The 23,752-nt window shown below is 57.1% G+C and carries 21 protein-coding genes; 10 read left to right on the forward strand and 11 right to left on the reverse strand.

The window, feature by feature from the left end; all coding sequences use genetic code 11:
- The 3 genes from ACEQU8_RS05655 to hemP all read right to left on the reverse strand — a co-directional run.
- On the reverse strand, positions 1–1,787 hold a 1,787-nt coding region (locus tag ACEQU8_RS05655), incomplete at its 3' end, for a c-type cytochrome (protein ID WP_370262152.1).
- A 36-nt stretch (positions 1,788–1,823) separates the two neighbouring features.
- Positions 1,824–3,941 (reverse strand): TonB-dependent siderophore receptor, encoded by a 2,118-nt coding sequence (locus ACEQU8_RS05660; protein WP_370262153.1) that lies wholly within the window; start codon positions 3,939–3,941, stop codon positions 1,824–1,826.
- A 78-nt stretch (positions 3,942–4,019) separates the two neighbouring features.
- The gene (hemP, locus tag ACEQU8_RS05665) at positions 4,020–4,208 is read right to left on the reverse strand and encodes a hemin uptake protein HemP (protein WP_370262155.1); all 189 of its coding nucleotides are present in this window, start codon (positions 4,206–4,208) and stop codon (positions 4,020–4,022) included.
- Positions 4,209–4,423: 215 nt separating this feature from the next.
- Here hemP and ACEQU8_RS05670 point away from each other — a divergent pair, with 215 nt between their 5' ends.
- From ACEQU8_RS05670 to ACEQU8_RS05690, 5 genes are all read left to right on the forward strand, one after another.
- Positions 4,424–5,533: an imelysin family protein gene (locus ACEQU8_RS05670; RefSeq protein ID WP_370262199.1), complete on the forward strand. Its 1,110-nt coding sequence runs from the start codon at positions 4,424–4,426 to the stop codon at positions 5,531–5,533.
- Positions 5,530–6,954 (forward strand): di-heme oxidoredictase family protein, encoded by a 1,425-nt coding sequence (locus ACEQU8_RS05675; RefSeq protein ID WP_370262157.1) that lies wholly within the window; start codon positions 5,530–5,532, stop codon positions 6,952–6,954. The genes ACEQU8_RS05670 and ACEQU8_RS05675 overlap by 4 nt, the downstream gene beginning before the upstream one ends.
- A gap of 14 nt (positions 6,955–6,968) precedes the next feature.
- A complete protein-coding gene (locus ACEQU8_RS05680) occupies positions 6,969–8,039 on the forward strand; it encodes a hypothetical protein (protein ID WP_370262158.1) in 1,071 nt (356 codons plus the stop codon).
- A 1-nt stretch (position 8,040) separates the two neighbouring features.
- On the forward strand, positions 8,041–9,114 hold the full coding sequence (locus ACEQU8_RS05685; RefSeq protein WP_370262160.1) for a DUF1513 domain-containing protein: 1,074 nt from the start codon (positions 8,041–8,043) through the stop codon (positions 9,112–9,114).
- Positions 9,115–9,187: 73 nt separating this feature from the next.
- Positions 9,188–9,361, forward strand: coding sequence for a hypothetical protein (locus ACEQU8_RS05690; RefSeq protein ID WP_370262162.1), 174 nt, complete (start codon positions 9,188–9,190; stop codon positions 9,359–9,361).
- 33 nt (positions 9,362–9,394) lie between these two features.
- On the opposite strand, the gene ACEQU8_RS05695 is transcribed toward ACEQU8_RS05690, so the two are convergent.
- Together ACEQU8_RS05695 and ACEQU8_RS05700 are read right to left on the reverse strand one after the other, a co-directional pair.
- Positions 9,395–10,639, reverse strand: a complete 1,245-nt coding sequence (locus ACEQU8_RS05695) for an MFS transporter (RefSeq protein ID WP_370262164.1) — start codon at positions 10,637–10,639, stop codon at positions 9,395–9,397.
- A gap of 51 nt (positions 10,640–10,690) precedes the next feature.
- Positions 10,691–11,635: an AEC family transporter gene (locus tag ACEQU8_RS05700; RefSeq protein WP_370262166.1), complete on the reverse strand. Its 945-nt coding sequence runs from the start codon at positions 11,633–11,635 to the stop codon at positions 10,691–10,693.
- A 126-nt stretch (positions 11,636–11,761) separates the two neighbouring features.
- On the opposite strand from ACEQU8_RS05700, the gene ACEQU8_RS05705 reads away from it, so the two are divergent.
- On the forward strand, positions 11,762–12,316 hold the full coding sequence (locus ACEQU8_RS05705; RefSeq protein ID WP_370262168.1) for a TMEM165/GDT1 family protein: 555 nt from the start codon (positions 11,762–11,764) through the stop codon (positions 12,314–12,316).
- A gap of 555 nt (positions 12,317–12,871) precedes the next feature.
- On the opposite strand, the gene ACEQU8_RS05710 is transcribed toward ACEQU8_RS05705, so the two are convergent.
- Both ACEQU8_RS05710 and ACEQU8_RS05715 read right to left on the reverse strand, forming a co-directional pair.
- Positions 12,872–13,501, reverse strand: coding sequence for a response regulator (locus tag ACEQU8_RS05710; RefSeq protein WP_370262169.1), 630 nt, complete (start codon positions 13,499–13,501; stop codon positions 12,872–12,874).
- Positions 13,494–15,035, reverse strand: a complete 1,542-nt coding sequence (locus ACEQU8_RS05715) for an ATP-binding protein (protein WP_370262170.1) — start codon at positions 15,033–15,035, stop codon at positions 13,494–13,496. The genes ACEQU8_RS05710 and ACEQU8_RS05715 overlap by 8 nt, the downstream gene beginning before the upstream one ends.
- 189 nt (positions 15,036–15,224) lie before the next feature.
- On the opposite strand from ACEQU8_RS05715, the gene ACEQU8_RS05720 reads away from it, so the two are divergent.
- From ACEQU8_RS05720 to ACEQU8_RS05730, 3 genes are read left to right on the forward strand one after another with little or no spacing between them, the layout of a single operon-like run.
- Positions 15,225–16,208: a CheR family methyltransferase gene (locus ACEQU8_RS05720; protein WP_370262172.1), complete on the forward strand. Its 984-nt coding sequence runs from the start codon at positions 15,225–15,227 to the stop codon at positions 16,206–16,208.
- The gene (locus ACEQU8_RS05725; RefSeq protein WP_370262174.1) at positions 16,205–16,798 is read left to right on the forward strand and encodes a chemoreceptor glutamine deamidase CheD; all 594 of its coding nucleotides are present in this window, start codon (positions 16,205–16,207) and stop codon (positions 16,796–16,798) included. The genes ACEQU8_RS05720 and ACEQU8_RS05725 overlap by 4 nt, the downstream gene beginning before the upstream one ends.
- A gap of 12 nt (positions 16,799–16,810) precedes the next feature.
- Positions 16,811–17,968 (forward strand): chemotaxis response regulator protein-glutamate methylesterase, encoded by a 1,158-nt coding sequence (locus ACEQU8_RS05730; protein WP_370262176.1) that lies wholly within the window; start codon positions 16,811–16,813, stop codon positions 17,966–17,968.
- A gap of 49 nt (positions 17,969–18,017) precedes the next feature.
- Here the strand turns inward: ACEQU8_RS05730 and ACEQU8_RS05735 are convergent, their stop codons facing one another.
- Positions 18,018–19,730, reverse strand: a complete 1,713-nt coding sequence (locus ACEQU8_RS05735; RefSeq protein WP_370262178.1) for a putative bifunctional diguanylate cyclase/phosphodiesterase — start codon at positions 19,728–19,730, stop codon at positions 18,018–18,020.
- A gap of 98 nt (positions 19,731–19,828) precedes the next feature.
- On the opposite strand from ACEQU8_RS05735, the gene greB reads away from it, so the two are divergent.
- Positions 19,829–20,383, forward strand: coding sequence for a transcription elongation factor GreB (gene greB, locus ACEQU8_RS05740; protein ID WP_370262181.1), 555 nt, complete (start codon positions 19,829–19,831; stop codon positions 20,381–20,383).
- Here greB and ACEQU8_RS05745 read toward each other — a convergent pair whose 3' ends face one another.
- The 3 genes from ACEQU8_RS05745 to minD all read right to left on the reverse strand — a co-directional run bounded on the left by ACEQU8_RS05745 (position 20,384) and on the right by minD (position 23,749).
- On the reverse strand, positions 20,384–22,615 hold the full coding sequence (locus ACEQU8_RS05745) for a bifunctional (p)ppGpp synthetase/guanosine-3',5'-bis(diphosphate) 3'-pyrophosphohydrolase (RefSeq protein ID WP_370262182.1): 2,232 nt from the start codon (positions 22,613–22,615) through the stop codon (positions 20,384–20,386).
- A gap of 62 nt (positions 22,616–22,677) precedes the next feature.
- Positions 22,678–22,932 carry a cell division topological specificity factor MinE gene (gene minE / locus ACEQU8_RS05750; protein WP_370262183.1) on the reverse strand — a complete coding sequence of 85 codons (255 nt, stop codon included), beginning with the start codon at positions 22,930–22,932 and terminating at the stop codon, positions 22,678–22,680.
- A gap of 4 nt (positions 22,933–22,936) precedes the next feature.
- Positions 22,937–23,749: a septum site-determining protein MinD gene (minD, locus tag ACEQU8_RS05755; protein WP_370262185.1), complete on the reverse strand. Its 813-nt coding sequence runs from the start codon at positions 23,747–23,749 to the stop codon at positions 22,937–22,939.
- Positions 23,750–23,752 lie beyond the last annotated feature (3 nt).

Consider the following 23,752-nt stretch of genomic DNA (forward strand, 5'->3'; position numbering starts at 1 on the left):
GCGATCTGCGCGTCGCTGAGCTGTGCGCGGTAAGGCGGCATGCCATAGGGGTACGGGTTGGCTACGGTGCTGGGGCTGTAGCCCCCGTTGAGCACTGCGCGTATGGCGTTGCTGGCCACAGGCGCGTTCACTGTGGCGTTGCCGGCCAGTGCCGGAAATTTTCCTGCCTCGCCTTGGCCATGTGCACCATGGCACTTGGCACATTGTTCTGTGTAAATGTCTTTTCCCAAACGCAAAGCAGGCTGCAGGCTTCGGCTGGCCAATTCTGTGCCCTGCGGCACCACCGGCGCTTGGGCTGGCAGGCTTTTCAAATACACCACCATGGCATTCAAATCGTCTTGGTCAAGGTGTTGCAGGCTGTGCACAAGCACTTCGGCCATGGGGCCGCTGGCTGCAGCATGGCGATTGGCCCCGCTTTGAAGATATTGCACAAGTTCGCTTTCAGTCCATTGGCCTTGGCCGTGCAAGGTGTGATTGTTCAGGGCAGGCGCAAACCAATTGAGCTCAGCAATGTTTCCACCCAGCAGGTGGGCCTTGGATTGGTAGCCGCCCAGGCTGCCCCGTGGTGTGTGGCACGCTGCACAGTGCCCTGGGCCATTGACGAGGTAAGCACCACGATTCCATTGCGGGCTTTGATTGGGGTCGGCCTGGAATTCCCCCGGGGTGAAATACAGAGTGCGCCACACCGCCAAAAGCATGCGTTGGTTGTACGGAAATCGCAGTGTGGGCTTGGGTGTGGCCTGCTCCACGGCAGGCAGGCTTTGCAAGTAGGCAAACAGGTCATCCACCTCTTGACGGGGCATGCGTGTGTACTCGGTGAATGGAAAAGCGGGGTATAGGTATTGCCCGTTTTTTGAAATGCCATGGTGCATGGCGCGGTAAAAGTCATCCGCCGTCCAACGACCAAGCCCTGTGCCGGGGTGGGGTGTCAAGTTGCTGGCGTACACCCGGCCAAATGGGGTTTCAATGGCACGACCACCTGCATAAGGTTGGCCACCCGCGGTGGTGTGGCAGCCCATGCAATTGCCAATGCGGGCCAGCTCGGCCCCCCTTTGCTGCTGGGCGTTTGGTTTGTTGGTCGTGTTTGCCTTTGGTGGCTGGCGGCTGTGGGTACCGCATTCCAGCGGAAACTCAATGCTGTTGGCCGATTGGGCTCGTGCGTTGGGTGGCACAGGTTGCGCGGCCAGGTAGCTGCTGGCAGCGTTTAATTCACTCACGGTGAGTGCTTGCACCACCTGGTGCATGCAATCGGGCTTTGCCGCTTGGCGTTGCCCATTGCGCCACTGGCCCAATTGAGCGTTCAGGTAATCTTTGGGCAAGCCCAGCAAACCCGGCGTGTTGGGCTGTACCCCCATCAGGTTTTGTCCGTGGCATGCTGCACAGGCGGGCACTTTGCGATCGCTTGCGCCTTCAAACACCAGGCGTTTGCCCGCAAGCAACTCAGCTGGGGTGCTGTTGCCGGGGGCAGGTGGAGGGTAAGGCGGGTGTTGCTCGGCAAAATAATTGGCCATGTGCAACAGGTAGTCGTTGGACAGGTGTTGCACCATGCCTGTCATGGCAGCATGGTGGCGCCCTCCATCCCGAAAGGCGATCAATTGGTTGTACAGGTAGCCTGCGGGTTTGCCTGCGATGCGCGGGTAGTAGCCCTCGGGGCTGGCGCGCCCTTGCTCACCATGGCAAGCGGTGCAGGCTTGCACACGGGTGGCCATGTCGTTGGGTGCTGCCTTGGCCCCAGTGGTGCAGGTCAAGCTTAGAAGAAGTGCTATCAGGCGGAGGGTGTAATTCATGGTGCTGCAAGGTAAGGCCAACACCATGAATTGTACTTAGAAGCTGTAGTTGGCAGTAAACACCACATTGCGCGCGGTGCCATAGAAGCAGTCGCCACGTGCCAGGCAGGTGGACACGTATTCGCGGTTGGCCAGGTTGGTGGCATTCAAGGCGTACCGCCAATCGCCAGAGGTGTAGCTCAGCATGGCATCCAGCAAAGTGACGCTGGGGGTGCGCACATTGTCGGCACCATCCCAAGATTCATCCACAAAACGCAAGCCTGCGCCCCACTGCCACCCGGGTGTACCAAGCCAGTCAAACTTTTGGCGGCCCCACAGGCTGAGGGTTTGCTTGGGCACGGTGGCCAACCGCTTGCCTTGGGAGGCTCCGTTGTCCCGCGTGACTCGGGCCGAGGTGTAGGCGTAAGCCGCCAATACATCAACGCTGGGGCTTAGGCGGTGGTTGGCTTCCAGCTCGATGCCTTTGCTTTCTGCTTCGCCCACCTGGATTTGATTGCCTGCTTGGTTGGGGTCTGCCGTGCGTCGGTTGCCTTCGGTGATCTCGTACACCGCTGCCGTAAACAGTGATTTGCCGTTCGGGGTTTCGTATTTCACCCCAGCCTCAATTTGCTCGGCGGTTTGCGGTTTAAATGGATTGCCAAAGAAGTCCAGACCGCCAATGGGCAGAAACGACTCCGAATAACTGATGTAAGGCATGGCGCCCGCGTTGGTGATGTAGCCCACGCTGGCCTTGTAGGTGGTGGCGTCTTGATCCAGAGCCGATGCTGGCGCACGATCAGTGCGGGATTTTGCCCAGTCCTGCCGAACGCCCACGGTGCCCAGCCAACGTTTGTTATATTTAAATTGCTGTTGGGCATACACCCCGGTTTGGGATTGCACGGTGCCAGCAATGTCTGCCAATGTGGGGGCCGTGAAGTTGCCATACACGGGGTTAAACACATCGATGGGGGCTGCTGTGCCGCCCTGTCCACGCGCGCCGCCCAAGGCCGCGCGTTGGTAATCCAGGCCCAGGGTGGTGGTGTTGTCCCAATCGCCTGCTTGCCAGCGTGCGGTCAATTGCGAGTCACTGGTGAGGTTATCGGAGTTGTTAATTTGCGCAATGATGGTGCGGTTGATGGTTCGCCCGTCTGCGTTCAGCCGGGGCCGTGGTGCAAAGGCCGAATACACCGAGTTGTACAACACCGAGCTGTCGGTTTGGCGGATTTTTTGTGAAAAGCTGAAAATGTCGTTGACTCGATGATTGAATTCCAGACCATAGCTTGTATTTTGCGACAGGTATTTGTCAAAGCCCGGTTCGCTGATGAACACATTGTTGGGAATGCGGCCGTTGGGGCCTTCAAAGCGCGTTCCAACAACCGGGAAAAACCCCACGGATGATCCAGACAAATCCCGTTGCTGCAAGGCGTAGACAGTGAACTGCGTATTGGCATTGGGGGCCCAGGTGAGGGCGGGGGCGACCAGGCTGCGGTCGTCAGGCACGTAATCGACTTGCGTATTGCTATCGCGGTGCAGACCGATCAAGCGGTATTGAAGCGTGCCTTCTTCATTCAGCGATCCTGTAAGGTCGATACCCAATTGCGCGCGTCCGTATTCGCCCAGCTGAACTTCCATTTCGCCAGCAGTCTCGCGCTGCGGCCTCTTGGACACCAAGTTAATGAGTCCACCAAAGCCACCTTGACCATAGAGCACTGACGAGGGGCCTTTGATCACCTCAATGCGCTCAAGCGTAAACGGATCGGGCCGTGTGGTGTTGTAAAAGCCAAAAATGGTTTTTAGGCCGTCAAGGTATTGCACATACGAAGTACCACGGATAAAGGCCCAGTCGCCACGGTTGTCATACCCGTATGACTCGGCACTTACTCCAGCTGTGTAACGCAGGGCTTCTTGCACATTCACGGCGCCGGTGTCCCGAACCTGCTCGCGTGTGATCACCGTGATGGCTTGTTGGGTCTCGGCCAGTGGTGTGCCAGTTTTGGTGGCCGAAAAACCGGTGCTGGCTTTGTATCCTTCCACGGGGGTGGCTGGTGTGGCTTCGCCTTGGGCTTGGCCTTCCACCTGCACTGTGGGAAGGGTGTTGTTGGTTTGGGCCATGGCCCATGCAGGCCAGGCCAACATGGCACATGCCACGGCGCGGGGCAGCAATTTTTTGTTCATGAATATACCAATTAAAAAAATGGCTGGCTGGTGCACATGGCCCACAGGCCCGGCATGGCTGGCGGGTTGATTGAAAACTTATTTGGTGAGGATGAGCTTGCCTTGCGCAGTAATGCGCAGCCTGTATTGCATGTTTGCGTGCGCAATGGTCACCTCGCGAATGCCCTTGGGAAACAGTTCATGGCTGTGCAGCACGGGGATTGTGCCCGGCTGGTCGACATGCGTCTGCCTGGAATTTGCCAAAACAGGGTGGGGTGCTGAAGACATGTTTGCTTGCATGATGAGACCGGTTCTCAATTGAAATTGCAGGCAGTGTAGTACAAAAAATTACTAAACACAAATCGTTCTCATTATCATTAATATAATTTCAAGTACACTGTGCGTGTGATTTTTAAATTTCAGGGAATGGTTTGATGATGTTGAACAGTCTGCGCTTGGGGCATTTTTGGACGGGCGGTTTGTTGTTGATTGGCCTGTGGAGCATGGCGGGGCCCGCAGTGGCCAGCCCCACTCCGGCAGACGTTGCCAAGGGCTACGCGACCTTGGTGCACGCCAATTACAGTGATGCATTGCATGGTGCGCAGCAATTGCACCGTGCCATTCAAACCTTGGTAAAACACCCCAGCGCTGGCCATCTTGAAGCGGCCAAGCAGGCCTGGTTGCAGGCCCGCGAGGTGTATGGTCAAACCGAGGCTTTTCGGTTTTATGGCGGCCCCATCGATGGAGAAGGGGGGCCGGAGGGCCAAATCAATGCCTGGCCCATGGACGAATCATACGTGGACTATGTAAAAGGCAATGCCAGCAGCGGGTTTATCAATAACTCCACCTTCAACATCACCCGCGCTGCCTTGATTGAGAACAACGAGCGCGGTGGTGAAGAGAATATTGCCACGGGCTGGCACGCCATTGAATTTTTGCTGTGGGGTCAAGACCTGAGCGTCGATGGCCCCGGCCAACGGCCCCACACCGACTATGTGAAAGGTGTGGGCCAAAACGCAGAGCGACGAGGGGCATACCTGCTTGAGGTCAGCCAACTGTTGGTGGACGATCTAAGCGCCCTGGCTGCGCAATGGGCACCCAATTCGGCGGGTAACTACAGGGCTGGGTTTGAACAAGGTGGCCTGGAGTCGGTTCGCAAAATGCTGGTGGGTTTGGGGTCTTTGTCGCGCGGGGAACTGGCAGGTGAGCGGCTGGAGGTGGCGCTGTTTAGCCAGGACCAAGAGGATGAACATTCCTGTTTTTCTGACAACACCCACCGCGATGCTGTGGCGAATGCGCAGGGCATCCTGAATGTTTGGACAGGGCAGTACAGGAAGGTCAATGGTGAATTGCTTCAAGTGCCATCCTTGCAATCGTTGGTGGCCAAGAAGGCCCCTGCGCTGGCCAGCAAAACCAGCCAGCAAATGGCGGCCTCTGTAAAAGCGGCAGAAAACATTCAAGCCCCATTTGACCGCGAAATCCTTGGGGGGGCTGATGCACCGGGCCCCAAGCGAATTCGCGCTGTGATTGATAGCCTGACCAAGCAAAGCACTTTGATTGTAGAGGCCGCCAGTGCCCTCGGCATTGAACAATTGACACTGGCCATGCCATGAAAAAACGCTTTGTGTTGTTGTCTGCTGCTGCCGGGTTGTTGGCCGGCCTGGTGTTGGCCAACCCACCCGCAGTACAGCCCATGACTCCTCGCAGCGCAGGCGATGCCACCGTGTTTGCGGACGGGCAAAATGCGTTTTCCTTCCCGGCTGCCAATTTGCCGAATGCCGAACGAACACGCTTTGCCATTGGCAATTCGTTTTTTAAACGCAACTGGGTGCAAGCCCCTGCATCCACCACCGCGCGCGACGGTCTGGGCCCCCACTTTATTGCCCGCTCTTGCGGTGGTTGCCACTTGCTGGATGGCCGTGGCCAGCCACCGGCGATTGTGAACCGCATCAACCAAACCCAACCTGTGGAACTGTTGATGCGCCTGTCCATTCCAGGGCAACACGATGGCAAACACGGTGTGGTGCCCGAGCCCACCTACGGAGACCAGTTAAACAATGCGGCCATTCATGGCGTAAAACCCGAAGGCAAGGTGCGCATACAAATAACAGAGATCAAGGGCCGGTACCCGGATGGCACGCCCTACACGTTGCGCAAGCCAAGCTACAGCATTACCGATTTGGCCTACGGCCCCTTGCACCCAGCCACCCTGATGAGTCCGCGAATTGCACCGCAGGTGGTGGGGCTGGGGCTGCTGGAGGCCATTCCCGAGGAGGAAATTTTGAGCAATGCCAAGGCGCAATCCCAGCGCAGCGATGGGATTGCCGGGGTGCCCAACCGGGTGTGGGATGCGTATGCCAAGCAAGAGATGTTGGGCCGCTTTGGATGGAAGGCCAATGTGGCCACCCTGGCCCACCAAACGGCAGGTGCATTTTTGGGGGACATTGGCATTACCTCATCGTTGTTCCCCGCAGAAAATTGCACGCCCGCGCAATTGGATTGCCTGGCAGCCCCCAATGGTTCAGACCATGGCGAGCCAGAATTAAGCGATCGCCTGTTCAACGAGATTGTGTTCTATCAAGCGGTGCTCGCGCCGCCAGCACGCCGCAACACCGACGATGCCCAGGTGCTGCGCGGCCAGCGTTTGTTTGAAGATGCGCAGTGCGCGGTGTGCCATCGCCCATCGTATGTGACGGGCAAAGCGCCATTCCCAAGGCTGAGCAGCAGGGCACTGGAGGGGCAAACCATTTACCCCTACACCGATTTGCTTCTGCACGACATGGGCGAGGGGCTTGCCGACCATCGGCCTGATTTTTTGGCCACGGGAAGGCAGTGGAAAACCCCGCCCTTGTGGGGCATTGGATTGATTCCTGCCGTGAATGGACACATGCGCCTGTTGCACGATGGGCGAGCTGATGGCGTGGAGGAGGCCATTCTTTGGCACGGTGGTGAGGCAGAGCCAAGCCGCCAGCGATTCATGAATTTCAATGCGAAAGACCGTGAAGCGCTCATCAAGTTTGTGGAGTCTTTGTAATCATGGAGCGAGCAATGTCAGACTTTAAGGGCGGCATGTTGCGGGCGCTGGTGTGGTTGCTGGTGTTGGCGGTGTTATTGGGGTTTTGGATGCTGGCCGATGCCAGGCATGTTTCGGCAGCTGTGCCAGAGGATCGCAGTGCAATCCTTTACCCTTTGTACACCCCTGAAACATTGCTTCAGGCCGCACGTGAACATCACTTTGTGCCGGCCACCCGGCAGTTTCAAAAACAACTGAGCGAGCTAAGCAGCTCTGCGCAGGCGTATTGCGCAGGGAATAGTGACTTGCCGGGGCTTCAAGCCCGGTACAAAAGCACTTTGTTGGCGTGGCTGGGTTTGAGCGCCGTGGTCGATGGCCCCATGTTGAGCACGCACCTGGTGCGCGAAATCGACTTCAGACCCCTGCGTGAGCGTTTGCTTGAACGGGCCCTGACTCTGCAAGCGCAGGGCGCACTGAACATGGCCCAGGTGGGCAGCCCGGGCAGGGGTTTACCGGCGTTGGAACGGCTTTGGTTTGTGCAGCCAGTTGCGGCTGGCGAGCCTGCCTGTGCATATTCGCTGGCGGTGTTGCAGGACATTCAAACCCGCGTGGATGCGCTGAATTGGAACCCGCCAAATGATGCGCCTGCCCTTGTGCAGCAGTATTTCAACCAAGTGCTGGGTGCGGTGCAGGCTTTGGCGTGGCAAAACATGAAAAAACCGCTGCTGGCCCACCAAGACAGCAAGGCCGAAGGCCCAGTGCGCTGGCCCCATAGCCAGCTTGGGCTGACTGAGCAAGCCTGGCAAACCATTTGGCGTAGCGTGCGGCACGTGTTGGTGATGCCCCACGCCGCAGCACCCGACCCACAGCAAGCGGTGTTGCCGCTGGAGGCGTATTTGCGTGGGTTGGGTCACCACACGGTGGCCGATGCCCTGTGGCTGGCCGTAGAGCGGGCCAATGAGGCCATTAGCCAACTGGATGCCCAAACCCCAGCCTCTGTTCAAAAGGCCAGTGAGGCATTACAGGCCTTGGCAAGCGCGTTGCAAACGCAGGTGGCTCCAGCCATGGCAGTGGCTGTGCAGTTTTCTTCATCGGATGGCGATTAACATGCATGCCACTCGGCGCAACTTTTTAAAGCACGCGGTAAGCGTGGGCATGGTTGTCACATGGCCTGCAAAGTGGGCTTGGGCTGGCCCCGGGCACGCCCGGGCAACTCGCGTGTTGGCCGCATGGCAGCTTCAACAGAATGGGCAACACCAAGTGGGTTTGCTGGATTTGACCCAGCATGGGCCGCGGTTTACCGAGCATGTGTGCAATGTACCCAGCCGCCCCCATGGCTTAACCTGGCTGGGCCCAGAGGAATGTTTGGTGGTGGCACGCCGCCCCGGCGACTGGTTGATGCGCATCCATTGGGGCAGTGGGCAGATGCAGCGGCACTGGTTGGACCATGAAAGAAGCCTGAACGGCCACGCTCTGCGTTTGGCACAAGAGCCATGGTTTTATACCACCGAAACCGACCGCTACAGCGGGCAGGGCCGACTCGTTAAAAGAGATCTTCAAAGCCTTGAAACCATCGATGTGTGGCCCACCCTGGGACAAGATCCCCATGCCTTGATTGCGCTTCCCGCGGGGGTGGCAGGCCTGCAGCAGGGCAGTATTTTGGTGGCCAATGGGGGAATTCCGACCCATGCCCAAATGGGGCGAGCCAAGGTAAACCTTGATGACATGGACTCCTCGCTGGTGGCCATGCACCCGGGCACTGGTGAGGTGCTGGGCCGGTGGCAGCTCGAGGATCGTTTGTTGAGCCTTCGGCATTTGGCCTTGAACCGCGCAGGCAACACAGTGGCAGTGGCCATGCAGGCTCAGCATGCCAAAGAGCGCATGCGCCACGCGTCCCCGGTGTTGGCGCTGTTAAACGCAAGCGGGCTGAAGGCCGTGCCCAGCAGTACAAGCAGAGGCGGGTATGCGGGGGATGTGGTGGCCATGCCCAACGGGTTTGCTTACAGCTGCACTTTGCATAACACGGTGTGTACCACCAATACACAGGGTGAGCTGTTGCACGAGCGCAGCCTGCAACAGCCTTGTGCTTTGGCGTACAGCGATGCAGGGCTACATTGCGGGCAGCAACAAGAGGGGTGGGCCATGGCGCTGGACAACCATTGGTTGGTCAAGCCAACGTAACAAAAATGTCATCCCGCGAGGTGGGCGAAACGTGTATATTTCGCCTACCGTTTTAACCGCGTATTGGTGACAGATGAAACAGCAACTTGAGCACCATCTCGAATTGCTCCGCGACGTTGAGCAAAAGCTGGAAGAGCTGAGCAAAGACAAAGACTTCAAAGACAAAAAACCTTTGGAAGCCAAAGAGATCAAAGGCCTCCGCTTGGTGGTGTCGTCGATTATTCGACGCATGGCCGCCAGCAATTAAGGCCTGCGCTATTGCGTGCACTAAGGCGTGCACTTATGCGTGCACGCGGATGCGCCGGGCCAAAGCCAAAGCCAACAAATTGAAGCCGATTGCAATCAGGCTGCACACCCAAAAATACTGAATCATTCCTTGCGGATTGCGTGAAATCACCAAGCCGCCGACCAGGGCCGCCAGGCCCATGGCCGCTGATTGCATGGATGAGTTCAAGGTCATGAAGGTGCCCCGATACGCAGGGTTTGCCGCGGCACTCACCAAGGCCATGCCTGGGATCATGCGGCCACTGACGAACACAAAAAACAGCGTGGTGATGATGAGGATGCCCCACAGGGGCAGGCCCGCTGACAGGGTGATGAGCATCATCGGCAACACCGCCACGCAGGCCACCACACCCAGCACTTTTAATTTGCCCAGCCGGTCGCTTAGCCTGCCAATGAGTTGGGCACTAACCAGCGTAGCCGCGCCACCCACCAGGTAAATCAGCGGGATTTGTGATGTTAAAACCCCAGCGTTGGTTTGCATGTAGATGGTGATGTACGGGATGATTGAAAACCCCGCGAAGATCATGCAAAAAGAAAATGCAAAAGCACGCAGGTGATTGGTGTCCCGCACCACGGTGGCAATGCCTTGCAGCGCCTTGCTGCCCGCATTGGCGGCCAGGTGCCCGTGCAGGCTGGGAATAACCAGCCAGCCACCCACCGCGAGCGCAACACTGAGCCCGGCGATGGCGATGAAGGGCGTGTGCCAGTCGGAATGTGCAGCAATGTACAGACCCAGTGGCACCCCCATCACGGTGGATACCGAAAACGAGGTCATCACAATACCCATGGCCTTGCCACGCCGCGCAAAGGGAATGACGTCGGCCACGATGGTTTGGATCATGGCTGACAGTATTCCGCCAAACAAACCGGCCGCAATGCGCGCAGCCATCAGGCTTTCGTAGGTGGGCGCCAGGCCGCATGCCAAGGTGGCCAAGGCAAACAGAAGATACAGCACCAGCAACAGGGTGCGACGTTCAAATCGGTCGATGTACACCGAGGCCAACAAACCCGATAAACCCGCCGAAAAAGTGTAGGCCGAGACCAGCAAACCGAATTGCGCATCGCGAATGCCAAAGGCCTCGGTGAGTTGCGGGCCCAGCGGCATCATGATCTTGAAATCAAGAATATGCGTGAACTGAATGCCAGCGAGCACCAGCAGCAAGAGCAGTTCTCGACGAGGGGTGAGCAAATGGGCCGCGGTGGCGCCCGGACTGGGCACCTGTTGTTGTTCGGCTTGCATGGGTAAACAACCTGAGGAAAGTGATGCACTACCCCTTGAGTTTAACGGCTTTCAGTGCCCCATGGCTTTGAGGGCATAAATACCCAGTGTGATGCTTGCTATAGACACCAGCGTGGTGAGCGCAATGATGTTGGCTGCCAAGCGCCCATCCCCGCCAGCAGCCACCGCCATGGCAAAGCTGGCCGCAGCCGTGGGGCTGGCAAAAAACATCCATAAGATAACCAGGTTGGTGCCGGTGATGCCCAAAAGCCATGCCCCCGCGCAGGCCAGCACAGGAAGGCCCAGCACCTTGATGAAACTGGACTGCATGGCGCTGGATCCCGATGCGCGAATACCAGCCAGGGACAAAGTACCGCCCACACAAATGAGTGCCAAAGGAAGCGTGAGCCCGGCAAAATATTCGGCTGACTTTAAGAGCCACTGGGGAAGACTAAGCCCCATGGCGCTGGCGAACATGCCCAATACCACTGCGATGATGAGCGGGTTCTTGGCAAGCTCGCGAGCAATGGCCACCGGGCTAAAGCGCAGGGAAGGGCTGTAAAGGGACAAAATCAGCACCGAGAGCACATTGAACAACAGAATGGTGAACCCAGCCAATACGCCACCGACCGACAGGCCATAGTCGCCATAAGTGCTGGCCACCAGCGCGAAACTGACCACGCCGCAATTGCCCCGAAACGCGCCTTGTACAAACACCCCGCGTTGGCGGTATTCAACGGTGCGGCTGGCCCACCACCAACTGGCCGCAAAGCCCACCAGCGTGGCCACGCAAAAATAAAGCACCAACTGGAGGTTGAATGCGCTTTGCAGATCGGCCCGCCAAATGGACAGAAAAAACAGCGTGGGCATGGTGGCTTTGTAAGTGAGCGTGGACGCCGTTTGGATGAAGCTGTCGTTGATCAGAGAGATTTTTTTGAGCAACAGGCCCATTAGCACCATGGCAAACACCGGCGCGGTGATGCCAAGAATTTGGCCAAGTGTGTCAAGGTGATTCATGCAGGCAGAGTGGCGGGCGGTTGAGCCAAAGGCCGGATTATTTCACGTTGGTAGGTTGGGTCAATTGTGGATGACCCGCTGCTGATGGGTGATACACTTGCGCAACTTTAAATACCCCGTGTTTGCATGGATGCTTTTTTAACCTCCACTGGTTTGGTGGCCTTGGCCGAAATGGGCGACAAAACCCAACTGCTGGCGATCATTCTGGCCACCCGTTTCAAGAAGCCTTGGCCGATTGTTTGGGGCATTTTGCTGGCCACATTGCTGAACCATGCGTTGGCGGGTGCGGTGGGCACGTGGGTGACCACCTTGCTTGCCCCAGACACATTGCGTTGGATTCTGGTTGCTGGTTTTGTTGGCATGGGTGTTTGGACCCTGTTCCCGGACAAGCAAGACGACAACCCTCCAGACACTGGCAAATGGGGCGTGTTTGCCACCACGGTGCTTGTGTTTTTTCTGGCTGAAATGGGTGACAAAACACAATTGGCCACCGTGGCCATTGCAGCGCAATACAGCCATTTTTTGCCGGTGGTGCTGGGCACCACGCTGGGCATGATGCTGGCCAATGTGCCGGTGGTGTTCATGGGTGAGCGCCTTACCCGGGTGTTGCCTTTGCGAGTGCTGCGTTGGGGTGCCAGTGCTTTGTTTTTTGTGTTCGCGGGGTGGGTGGCGTATTCGTGACAGTCTGCGCGCTGGGCGTCGCGCTTTTGGGCCGGGGTGGCACTCGCCCCCTTGGCCTGGGATCAGCCCGTGTATCCCTTCTTGTCCCTTCCGAGGGGGCATGCAAGGCGAAAATGTCGCCATTGCATCCGATTCGGTTTCCCGCCAAGCGTGGGGCTTGGCGGGGAAACACGCCTCGGCCCCTCGGTGTGGGCCAAACCGGGCGGGCTGCCCTGAATCGGCCTGCGCGGCCTGTGCCACCCCAGCCCCGGCGCTTGCCCAGAAGCCAGCAGGGACGAATGCCCCTGCGGCGACCTTCAGGACAATCTGCCCGACCGTGCCAAGAATGAACGGTGCCCCCCAAGGGGGCAGAGGTCCGACCCGACCGCAGTTTTGGAGGGCGGGCCTCAGTTCAGGCGAGGCTCAGGGAGGGAAATACAGATTGGCCGTCGCAAAGGGGCATGGTCCTGCTGGCTTCAAAGAGCAAGCGACGCCGCTAAACGGGGCATGGACCCGCTGGCTTGAAGGAGCGAGCGAACACGAGAGGGGGCACAGCGCGACCGCAAATGAGCCGGGCTAAATCAGCCCATTCTCCAAGGCGTAACGGGTCAACTCCCCATTGGTCTTCATGCGCATTTTTTCAAGAATCCTCGCCCGGTAAACACTCACGGTTTTGGGGCTTAGGGAGAGTTCTTCCGCAATTTCGCTCAACTTCTTGCCTGCTGCAATCAGTCGAATGGTCTGGAATTCCCGGTCACTCAGGGTGGTGTGCAAGGGCTTTTCCGTGTCTTCAGTCAGGTGGCTGGCCAGCGACTCTGCCAGTTCAGGGGTGATGTATTTGCGCCCTGCAGCAATCACCTGAATGGCATCCACCAGTTTTTCAGGGGCGGTGTTTTTGGTGAGGTAGCCCGCTGCACCGGCTTTCAAGCAGCGCACGGCGTACTGGTCTTCCGGGTGCATCGACAGCATCAGGATTTTCACCGCAGGGTACTTGTCTTTGACAATTTTCACCACATCCACGCCGTTTTTGCCCGGCATTGAAATATCCAAAATCGCCAAGTCCACCGCGTTGCTTTGTAGCGCTTTCATAATCTCGGAGTATTCGCCCGCCTGCGCTACCACCTGCACAAAGCCGGTGTCTTCAAGCAACTGTTTTAGTGTGCCTCGCAGTAAAGCATGGTCATCGGCCAGCAATACTTTAATCATCTTCTGCCTCATCCTTAGTCTGGTTGGGGCCCGGCAAGGACACCATCACCGTGGTGCCACGCCCTATTGCGCCACTCACATCCACCCAGCCGCCCAATGCAGCCACCCGTTCCTGCATGCCTCGCAAGCCGAAGGACGTGTCCTTGAGCTTGTCGGCAGTGTCGATTCCTTTGCCATTGTCGCGAATTTCCAGGGAAATTTCACTCCCGGAAACAAACAACTCCACATCCACCTGGGTGGCCTGCGCATGTTTCACAATGTTGGTGAGTGCTTCCTGCAAAATGCGGAACAAAGCCGTTTTTGCGTCGGCGTCGATGTCCACTTCATCCACATTGGCGCGGAACGCCGCCTCCATTTGGCAGCGCTTTTTAAAGTCGCCCACCAACCAATCCAGTGCGGCAATCAGGCCATAGTCCAAAATGCCCGGCCGCAAGTCTTTTGCAATTCGTTGGCTGCTGGCCAGCAGGTGTTCAATCAACTCCAGCATGTCGTCCAGCTTTTCTTGGGTGGCTGGGGTGGGCGAGATGTTTTTGTTCAACCAGGCCACATCGGCTTTTAGCTTGGTCAAAGAGCCACCCATGTCATCGTGGATCTCACGGGCAATGGCACCACGCTCCTCTTCACGCCTTTTCTCGAACTCGCTGGTCACCAAGCGCAGCTCGGTTTGGGCTTTTTGCAGGCGCTCTTCGGCCTGTTTTCGGTCTGAAATATCCAGCAGCACCCCATCCCACACCAGCGTCCTGCCCCGGGCCTTGGCCACGGCGTTGAGCAACACCCAACGCGGTTCTCGTTTACCCAGGGCCTTCAAACGCCCTTCCCATGTGATGGGCGTGCCCGGTTTGGGCGGGTCCAGCAGCATATCAAAAAGCTCTGCCGAGTCATCTGGCTCAATGTGCTCGAAAAAGTAATGTGGGTTTTCCAGGAACAAACGGGGTGGTACCCCAAACAACTGCAGCACTCCCTCGCTGACAAACGGCACAATGGGGCGGGCAATGTCCGGCCCAGACTGCATGCGTAAAATAATACCGGGGATGTTTTCTGCGATGGCGGCAAACCGGCGCTCACTCTCGCGTTGGGCCTGCTCCGCGGCGGCCAGGTTGCGCCGTTCATTGGCGGCTCTCATGGAACGCTCAATGGCAGGCACCAGGCGGGCCATTTTGTCTTTCATCAAGTAGTCGTCTGCTCCGGCGCGCATGGCGTCTACTGCCACGTGCTCGCCAATGCTGCCCGACACAATGATAAAAGGCACATCCAGCCCGGAATTGCGAACCACCTTGAGTGCTTCTTCCGATCCAAAGCCCGGCAGATTGTGGTCAGAAATCACCACCTGCCACTCCTCATGCTCCAGCTTGGTCTTCAAATCTTCCAGCCGGTCCACGCGCTCAGCCGTGTACTTCAGCCCGCCCTGTTTAAGCCTGAAGCAAATCAGCTCAAAGTCAGAGTCATTGTCTTCCACCACCAAAACCCTCAGCCCGCTGTCTGTGTAACCACTCAGGTCCAGCAGGGAAGGGGGCAAGCCCATGTTGTTGCTCATCTCATCCGCCGTTGATCGCCAAACTTCGACGTGTTGTTCTGTTGAAGGACCAAAGCCAGATATAACAGGTAATCGGCACTTTAATCCTTGCATTATTCACAACATCTTATCGGATCATGCAAAGGTATAGAACTCAACCGCGTTGGTGTATCTGTCAATTTGTGTGTATACCAGCCAAAAAGGTTATTCATGAGCCGGCCCAGCGACAAACTCTCTTTATTCAAGAACACTTTCGACAACACAGTGGTAGGAGCCAGGCAGGCCGCCATCGCTGTCAACAAGTCTTTGCTCAGCGACGACAGCGACCGCGAATTTGAATTCACCGACAAGGATTTTGCCCGGGTGCGAGCCCTCATCCTGAAGATCGCGGGCATCTCCCTGGCCAGCAGCAAGCAAAGCATGGTGTATAGCCGCCTGGCTCGCCGACTGCGAGCCTGCAACCACACCAAGTTTTCCAGCTATCTTGATGCGCTAGAGGCCAGCAGCAGCAACCCCGAGTGGGAGCACTTCACCAACTCGCTCACGACCAACCTCACTTCTTTTTATCGTGAGGCGCATCACTTCGAGATTTTAAAGAAGCAACTGCAATCCCTGTCGCGATCCAATCGAATTGAATTGTGGTGCAGTGCCGCATCCACGGGTGAAGAGCCCTACACCATGGCCATCACCGCCATGGAGGCCTTCAACAGCATCAACCCGCCCGTTCGCATTTTGGCAACCGACATCGACACCAAGGTGCTCGAGCATGCGCGCAAAGGCGTGTATCGCATGGACCAGGTTGAAAAAATACCTCAAGAAATTCTTCGCAAGTATTTCCTCAAAGGCAAGGGCGACAGCGAAGGGCTGATCCGAGTGCGCCCTGAGGTGCAGGCCTTGGTGACCTTCCGCCGTTTGAACCTGATGGACACGGCCTGGCAACTGCGCCCCGGCTTTGATGCCGTGTTTTGCCGCAATGTAATGATCTATTTTGAAAAAGATGTGCAGTTGCAAATCCTGAAGCGCTTTGCTCCCTTGATGAACCCGGGTGGCCTGTTGTATGCCGGGCATTCCGAGAACTTTGCCATGGCGCGCGACTACTTCACCCTGCGCGGTAAAACCGTTTACACCGTCAACACCGACAAAGCCGCCAAAGCGAGCGCCACCGAACTTGGCGCCCCAAGGACATTCCCATGAGCCCAAGCCCCAGCATGGCCGGCGACGGCGTGGTCGTTCTTGAACGCAAAACCATCATGCCCGGTGAGTCAGTGGCGTGCTGGCAACCCACAGAAATCAGCACCTTGCTGGGTTCTTGCGTGTCGGCTTGCCTGTGGGACAGTCGCCTGAAAATAGGTGGGATGAATCACTTTATGCTGCCCGATTCGCCCGGCACGGGTGGGGGCTTGGGCGATGCCACCAAATCACTTCGCTACGGCCTGTATGCCATGGAAAGGCTGATCAACGACCTGTTGCTGATGGGTGCCAAGCGGGACACCTTGGTGGCCAAGGTGTTTGGCGGAGCCAACATCACAGGGGCCCTGAATGCCCAGCATGTGGGGCGTCGCAATGCCGATTTTGTGACGGAATTTTTGTGGAACGACAAAATTAAAACGGCTGCAGCCGATTTGGGTGGTGAGCACAGCCGCCGCATCAAGTTCAACACCCACAGCGGTGCAGTGCGTGTGGAGCGAGTGGCCAGTGCCGATTCCCTCGCCGCCAAACAAGAGAGGGCGTACCGAGAGACGCTTCAACAAGACCCCGTCGATGGCGACATCGTATTTTTTTAAGGGTGCAACAGCATGAGTAAAATCAAAGTGGTGGTGGTGGATGATTCAGCGCTCATTCGTAACCTGATGAGCAAAATCATCAACTCTCAGGCCGACATGGAAGTGGTGGCCACCGCGCCAGATCCATTCATCGCTCGCGATCAAATCAAGAAATTCAATCCGGATGTGATCACACTTGATATCGAAATGCCCAGAATGGACGGCATTGAATTTCTTGAGCGCATCATGCGCCTGCGCCCAACACCCGTGGTGATGGTGTCTACCCTGACCGAGCGAGGTGCCGACGTCACCTTCCGCGCGCTGGAATTGGGCGCGGTGGATTTTGTGACCAAGCCCAAGCTGGACATCAGCCAAGGCATGATCCACTACGCCAACGAGATCACCGACAAAATTCGCGCAGCGCATGCTGCCCGTAACCGTCTTAACCGTTTGCCGATTAAACCAGTGACACCCATGACAAACGCTCAGCCCGCCAGCGCAGATCCAGTCACCGGCCTTGTTGCGCCAGGCCAGCCTTTTGATGCGGCCTCCCCGGTGGCCTCGGTGCAGGCCCTGGGCAACCGGTTTGCAGCCACAGAAAAGTTGGTGCTCATCGGCTCATCCACCGGTGGAACAGAGGCCATCCGAGTCATTCTGGAGCAGTTGCCCAAAGACAGCCCGGCCATTTTGATTACCCAACACATGCCCGCAGGCTTCACCAAAAGCTTTGCTGAGCGCCTAAACCAAATTTGCCAAATCACCGTCAAAGAGGCTGTGCATGGTGAGCGGGTGCTGCCCGGCCATGCTTACATCGCCCCGGGTGACAAACACCTGTTGTTGGGTCGCAGTGGTGCCAACTACACCTGCCAGTTGTCCGATGCCGAGCCGGTCAATCGTCATCGCCCCTCTGTCGAAGTGCTGTTTAAATCAGGTCAGGAAGTATCGCCCAGAAACATTGTGGGCATCATGCTCACCGGCATGGGCAAAGATGGCGCACAAGCCATGGCCGATCTTAAAAAAGCTGGCAGCTACAACATCTGCCAGGACGAGGCCAGCTCGGTGGTGTTTGGCATGCCACGTGAGGCCATTGCCCTGGGCGCGGCCGATGAAGTGGTGCCTTTGAACCAAATTGCCAAACGGCTGCTGGATTACCTGGGCAAAATTGGCGGGCGCGCAGCGGTGCGAATTTAAAAGCCACGCTGGTTCGATTCATTTGTTGCTTAGCTGAGTGCAGGGCACTCTATTTCGCCTCGTTCAGCCAACCCAGCAAGGTATTCAGATCCAGCGGCCTGGAAAACCAGTACCCCTGTAGACGATCGCAACCCATGTCGATGAGTGTGGCGCGCTGGGCCTCGGTTTCAATGCCCTCGGCGTGCACCGTCAAGCCCAAGGCGTGGGCCAGGTCGATCACCGCCTTCACGATCATGTGGCTGTTCTGGTCGTCCAGTAAATCCATCACAAAACTCTTGTCGATTTTCAGCACATCCACTGGCAATTGTCGCAGGTAGTTCAACGAGGCATAGCCCGTGCCAAAGTCATCCATGGCCACCTTGCTGCCCTGCGCCTTCAAAGCAAGCAGGGCCTTCACCGTGCGCTGCATGTCGTCGATGGCCGCAGATTCTGTGACTTCGAACTCAATCCACTTTGGGTCAAGCCCAGCGCTGCGTATGCTGGCACTGGCCTTGGCCGGGAACTCCGGGTTCAGCAACTGCCCGGCGGAACAATTGATGGCGCAACTCAACATGTGGCCTGCGCTGTGCAATTGCAGCAACATGCGGCTTGCGTGTTGTATCACCCAATCGCCCAAGGCATCGATCAGGCCAGAGTCCTCAGCCACGTCGATGAACTCGCTGGGCATGATTCTGCCAAGCTCCGGGTGTGTCCACCGCACCAAGGCTTCCACCCCGCAAATCTTGCCCGTGTGTAGATCTTCAATGGGTTGGAAGTCCAGCACCAACTCATCGCCTTCAATGCCCTTGGCCAAACCCAATTCAATTTTTTTGCGCCGCTTGGCGCGGGTGTGCACATCGGGGTCGAGCACGCCCATCAAATCTTTGCCATCTGCCTCCAGCACGTGGGCCACAGCCTGCGCATGAGTGACCAACTCTGCGGCATGCACGCCATCTTGGCCCGGGCGGGCCAGCCCCATTCGCAAATTGGGGCGTACAGGGAAGTTTTCAATCAAGAAAGGGCGGTTTAACTGGCTCTCGAGCGCAGCCAATCGCTCGGCGGTTTGCTCTGGCGGTGCCGACCAGCTCATCTCATCGGTCACCACCACCATCATGTTGTCAGACCACCTGCACAAAATCTGTTTCTCAAAACTTTCGCGAACACGTGCAACAATTTTTTCAAGCATATTGCGGCGTATGCGCGGGTCCACCTCTGGCCCGCGTGCCTGGTTGCGAGAAAAATTAATCGTCAGCAGGCACAGATCACGCTCAGGGTGTGTGCCACTGGCCAAACCCGACAGCGTTTTCACCAAGCCCTGACGATTTAAAAAACCCGTGGCCGTATCAAAATAAACCGCTCGCCGGTGGGCTTGTTCCAGCAGTTGTTTTTCGCGTTGCAGGCGGTGGGTGTGAATCTCTCGACGCACAGCCGGAATCAACCGTTGGGGTTTGGACTTTTCAACATAATCGCGCACGCCCGCATGCATGGCCTGCAGGCCCACGGCCTCGCTGGCCAAACCAGACAACAGGATCAGCGGCGTTTGCGGGCGAAGCCGCGCAATAATATCCGCCACGTTTTCGTGCGTCAGCGCAGGCATGGCGTAATCGCAAATCACCACGTCGGCCTCAGCCTCTTGCAGGGCGTGCTCAAGGGCTGCCGCATCATCGGCATGCACCACATCGGCCTGCGGCCACGCTTTCACAAGCTCGCGTTGAATCAGTACAAAATCATCGTTGTTGTCGTCAACTACGATGATCTTCGGATTGTCTTGGACGTGCGTCATGAAGTGGTTTGAGAGCTTTGTTTTATGCGGCGCTGCAGGCTTGTTCTCACTTCCTGTATCCTGCACACTTCTTGAAAAGCTGTCCAGTGCAAGAAACCATGAGCAAAGCATTCACCAAAGAATCCGAACACGATGACGATGAAGGCCCAGAGGCCGGCCCAGCCCTGCCCAAAGGGCTCAAAAATTACATCACCCCCAAGGGCTATCGCAAGCTGCGCGACGAGCTGACCCACTTGGTCAAAGTAGAGCGGCCAGAGGTGGTGGCCGTGGTGTCTTGGGCGGCGTCCAACGGCGACCGCTCTGAAAATGGCGATTACCTGTATGGCAAAAAACGCTTGCGCGAAATCGACCGCCGCATACGCTTCCTGACCAAACGAACCGAGATTGCCGAAGTGGTTGACCCCGCCACCCAGCAGGGCCTTGAGAATATTTTTTTTGGGGCCACGGTCACCTACATCAATGGCAAGGGCGAAGAGCTCACCGTCAAAATTGTGGGGGTGGATGAGGTGGACACCGCTCGGGGGCACATCAGTTGGATATCCCCGGTGGCGCGCGCATTGCTGAAGGCCAAAGAAGGCGACGTGGTGTCGCTGATGACCCCAGCCGGGCGCGACGAACTAGAAATTACTGAGGTGAAATACCTGCTGGATTAATCAATGTGTGGCCGTGTCAGCCACTGGCAGGCGCACCTTGGCAAAGTTGCGACCTTTTACACGGGTCACCCGTTCCACATATTCCAAACGGCGCAAGGCCATCAAGATGCGGGCCAAATGCACCCGGTCATTGACTTGGATGGTGAAGTGCAACAGCTTGCGGAAAGCGGTTTCATCGCTCATCGTGAGGTTGGTGATGTTGGCCCCTTGATCGCTCAGGGTGGCAGCAATGGTGGCCAAGGCGCCTTTTTCATTCACGGCCTGCAAATCCACATTCACATCAAAGGGGCGCGTGATCTCGGGTGACCACTGCACGTCGGTCCAACGCTCGGGCTCTTTGCGGATCTGTTTGCGGGCTGTTTCGCACTCGTCGGTGTGAATGATCAAGCCAGAGCCTTTGCGCACGTAGCCAATGATGCTGTCTCCGGGAATGGGCAGACAGCAAGGCGCACGTTGCACCGACATGCCTTCACCCCCATGAATCATGATGGGCGCTCTGGCCTCGCCAGAGGGGCCGGCGACTGGGGCATCCACGCGTGCATCGGCCCGACCCATGGCGATCAGTACCCGCCTGGCCACCACGGGGGCCACACGGCGGCCCGAGCCAATGTCAGCCAACAGTTCTTCGCGGGTGCTCACCTGCGAGTCTTTCAGCAAACGGTCCCACACCTCGGGGGCCAATTGTTCCAGCTTGATGTGGTCGGCCTCTAAGGCCTGTTCCAGCAAGCGCGTGCCCAAGCGCACGGTTTCTTCCAGGTTCATCGACTTCAGGTAGTGACGAATTTCTGACCGGGCTTTGCCCGAGCGCACAAAACCCAGCCACACCGGGTTGGGGCGGCTGTGGGGGGCCGTGATGATTTCAACCACATCGCCGCTTTTCAACACCGTGCGCAGCGGCTCGATCACCTGATTAACCCGCGCGGCCACACAGTGGTTGCCCACATCGGTGTGCACGGCGTAAGCGAAGTCAACCACGGTTGCGCCCCGTGGCAGATTCATGATCTTGCCGTTGGGTGTAAACACATACACCGCATCGGGGAACAGGTCCACCTTGATGTGCTCCAGAAACTCGGCTGAGTCGCCCGTTTGGTTCTGAATGTCGAGCAGGCTTTGCAACAGGCGGTGGGTTTGGGTTTGGATCTTGTTCAGCCCTTCGCCTTCGCCCTTGTACAACCAATGGGAGGCCACGCCTTTTTCGGCCACCTGGTGCATTTCTTCGGTTCGAATCTGAAATTCCACCGGCGTACCATAGGGGCCAAGCAAGGTGGTGTGCAGGCTTTGGTAACCATTCACCTTGGGTATGGCAATGTAATCCTTGAATTTGCCCGGCACGGGCTTGAACAACTGGTGCAGCATGCCCAAGGCCATGTAACAAGTGGGCATGTCTTTGACCACCACCCGGAAGCCATACACATCCAGCACTTGCGAAAAGCTCAGGCGCTTTTCAATCATTTTGCGGTAAATGCCGTACAAGGCCTTCTCACGGCCGTACACCTGGCATTCAATGTTCGCATCGCTTAAGCATTTCTCGATGGCTTCCAGAATTTTTCCCACCACTTCGCGCCGGTTGCCCCGAGCGGCCAGCACCGCCTTTTTAAGTACCTGGTAGCGCATGGGGTAGGCGTGCTGAAAACTCAGTTCTTGAAGTTCGCGGAAAATTTCGTTCAAGCCCAAGCGGTGGGCAATGGGGGCGTAAATTTCGAGGGTTTCAAGGGCAATGCGGCGTTTTTTGGCTGGGCTCATGATGTCCAGCGTGCGCATATTGTGCAGGCGGTCGGCCAGTTTCACCAAAATTACCCGAAGGTCGCGGGCCATGGCCAGCAACATCTTGCGGAAGTTCTCGGCTTGGGCCTCCTCACGGCTGGAGAACTCCATTTTGTCCAGCTTGGACAAACCGTCCACCAAATCGGCCACTTGGGCGCCAAAGCGGTCGATCAGGTCTTCTTTGGTGGCCCCCGAGTCTTCCATGACATCGTGGAGCAGGGCGGCTTGAATGGCTTGGCTGTCCAGGCGCCAACTGGCGCACAACTCAGCCACTGCAATGGGGTGGGTCACATAGGGCTCGCCCGTGGCTCGGAATTGGCCAAGGTGCGCAACGTCAGAGAACTTGTACGCCTCGCGAACACGCCTGATCTCAGCCTCGGGCAAGTAGCTCGAGGCCAGACCGATTAGCTGTGCGATAGAGACCACATCGGGTCGGTTCGGCTCAGGCTGAAAATCTCTGGCTTGCATTAACCCCCGCTTTGTACTGCGACATCCAAAAAAGCTGTTGTTTACAACCCTATTGTGAAGATTTACTTCTGGTCCGGCAAGACGATATTGACCTCCAACATCTCCATATTGCCTTGTTTTTGAAGATTAAACTTCACATCCTCTTGGTCAATCTTGACGTATTTGGCGATCACTTGCATCAATTCGTCGCGCATTTGGGGCAAAAAATCGGGCCCTTCTTCGCTAATGCGTTCCCGCGCGATGATCAGGGAAAGTCGTTCTTTTGCAACACTGGCGGACTTTTTCTTCTCGCCAAACAGCATGCTTAACAATGACATGGCTTTAACCTCCAAACAAGCGCTTCAGCAGGCCTGGCTTTTCGTAGTCCACAAAGCGCAAGGGCTTGGTTTCGCCCAGGAAGCGGGCAATGCAGTCTTGGTAGGCTGTGGCGGCGTCGTTGTCCTCGGCATGAATCACCGGCATGCCCTGGTTGGAGGCTTGCAACACGGTTTCAGATTCGGGGATGACGCCCAGTAGTGGAATGCGAAGCAGGTCTGCCACGTCTTTGTGGCTCAGCATTTCTCCCTCGTTGGCCCGCTTGGCGGAATAGCGGGTAATCAGCAGGTGTTCTTTAACAGGCTCGCCGCCCTCTTTGGCCCGCTTGCTCTTGGCTTGCAAAATGCCAATGATGCGGTCCGAGTCTCGCACTGACGACACTTCAGGGTTGGTGACCACAATGGCTTCGTCGGCAAAGGTGAGCGCCATCACTGCGCCGCGCTCAATGCCTGCAGGGCTGTCGCAGACAATGTATTCAAAACCCATCTCGGCGAGGTCTTTGATGACCTTTTCAACACCTTCCTCGGTGAGGGCGTCTTTGTCGCGGGTTTGCGAGGCGGGCAAAATCGACAGCATGGGGCAGTGTTTGTCTTTGATCAGGGCCTGTTGCAGGTTGGCTTCGCCATTGATCACATTGACCAGGTCGTACACCACGCGCCGCTCACAGCCCATGATGAGGTCGAGGTTGCGCAGACCCACGTCAAAGTCGATTACAACGGTTTTAAAACCCCGCAGGGCCAAACCTGCAGAAAAACTGGCGCTGGTGGTGGTTTTACCAACACCGCCTTTGCCGGAAGTAACAACAATGACTCGACTCACGTA

This window comes from Limnobacter sp. (genome assembly GCF_964228395.1).
In the GTDB taxonomy this organism is placed as follows: Bacteria; Pseudomonadota; Gammaproteobacteria; order Burkholderiales; family Burkholderiaceae_B; genus Limnobacter.

Coding starts and splice junctions, on each gene's coding strand:
- hemP (WP_370262155.1), bottom strand. CDS start 4,208: ATGTCTTCAGCACCCCACCCTGTTTTGGCAAATTCCAGGCAGACGCAT.
- minE (WP_370262183.1), bottom strand. CDS start 22,932: ATGTCATTGTTAAGCATGCTGTTTGGCGAGAAGAAAAAGTCCGCCAGT.
- ACEQU8_RS05685 (WP_370262160.1), top strand. CDS start 8,041: ATGCATGCCACTCGGCGCAACTTTTTAAAGCACGCGGTAAGCGTGGGC.
- ACEQU8_RS05715 (WP_370262170.1), bottom strand. CDS start 15,035: ATGAGCAACAACATGGGCTTGCCCCCTTCCCTGCTGGACCTGAGTGGT.
- ACEQU8_RS05745 (WP_370262182.1), bottom strand. CDS start 22,615: ATGCAAGCCAGAGATTTTCAGCCTGAGCCGAACCGACCCGATGTGGTC.
- ACEQU8_RS05725 (WP_370262174.1), top strand. CDS start 16,205: ATGAGCCCAAGCCCCAGCATGGCCGGCGACGGCGTGGTCGTTCTTGAA.
- ACEQU8_RS05675 (WP_370262157.1), top strand. CDS start 5,530: ATGAAAAAACGCTTTGTGTTGTTGTCTGCTGCTGCCGGGTTGTTGGCC.
- ACEQU8_RS05735 (WP_370262178.1), bottom strand. CDS start 19,730: ATGACGCACGTCCAAGACAATCCGAAGATCATCGTAGTTGACGACAAC.
- ACEQU8_RS05670 (WP_370262199.1), top strand. CDS start 4,424: ATGGCGGGGCCCGCAGTGGCCAGCCCCACTCCGGCAGACGTTGCCAAG.
- ACEQU8_RS05690 (WP_370262162.1), top strand. CDS start 9,188: ATGAAACAGCAACTTGAGCACCATCTCGAATTGCTCCGCGACGTTGAG.
- ACEQU8_RS05720 (WP_370262172.1), top strand. CDS start 15,225: ATGAGCCGGCCCAGCGACAAACTCTCTTTATTCAAGAACACTTTCGAC.
- ACEQU8_RS05730 (WP_370262176.1), top strand. CDS start 16,811: ATGAGTAAAATCAAAGTGGTGGTGGTGGATGATTCAGCGCTCATTCGT.
- ACEQU8_RS05660 (WP_370262153.1), bottom strand. CDS start 3,941: ATGAACAAAAAATTGCTGCCCCGCGCCGTGGCATGTGCCATGTTGGCC.
- ACEQU8_RS05710 (WP_370262169.1), bottom strand. CDS start 13,501: ATGATTAAAGTATTGCTGGCCGATGACCATGCTTTACTGCGAGGCACA.
- ACEQU8_RS05680 (WP_370262158.1), top strand. CDS start 6,969: ATGTCAGACTTTAAGGGCGGCATGTTGCGGGCGCTGGTGTGGTTGCTG.
- ACEQU8_RS05705 (WP_370262168.1), top strand. CDS start 11,762: ATGGATGCTTTTTTAACCTCCACTGGTTTGGTGGCCTTGGCCGAAATG.
- ACEQU8_RS05695 (WP_370262164.1), bottom strand. CDS start 10,639: ATGCAAGCCGAACAACAACAGGTGCCCAGTCCGGGCGCCACCGCGGCC.
- greB (WP_370262181.1), top strand. CDS start 19,829: ATGAGCAAAGCATTCACCAAAGAATCCGAACACGATGACGATGAAGGC.
- ACEQU8_RS05700 (WP_370262166.1), bottom strand. CDS start 11,635: ATGAATCACCTTGACACACTTGGCCAAATTCTTGGCATCACCGCGCCG.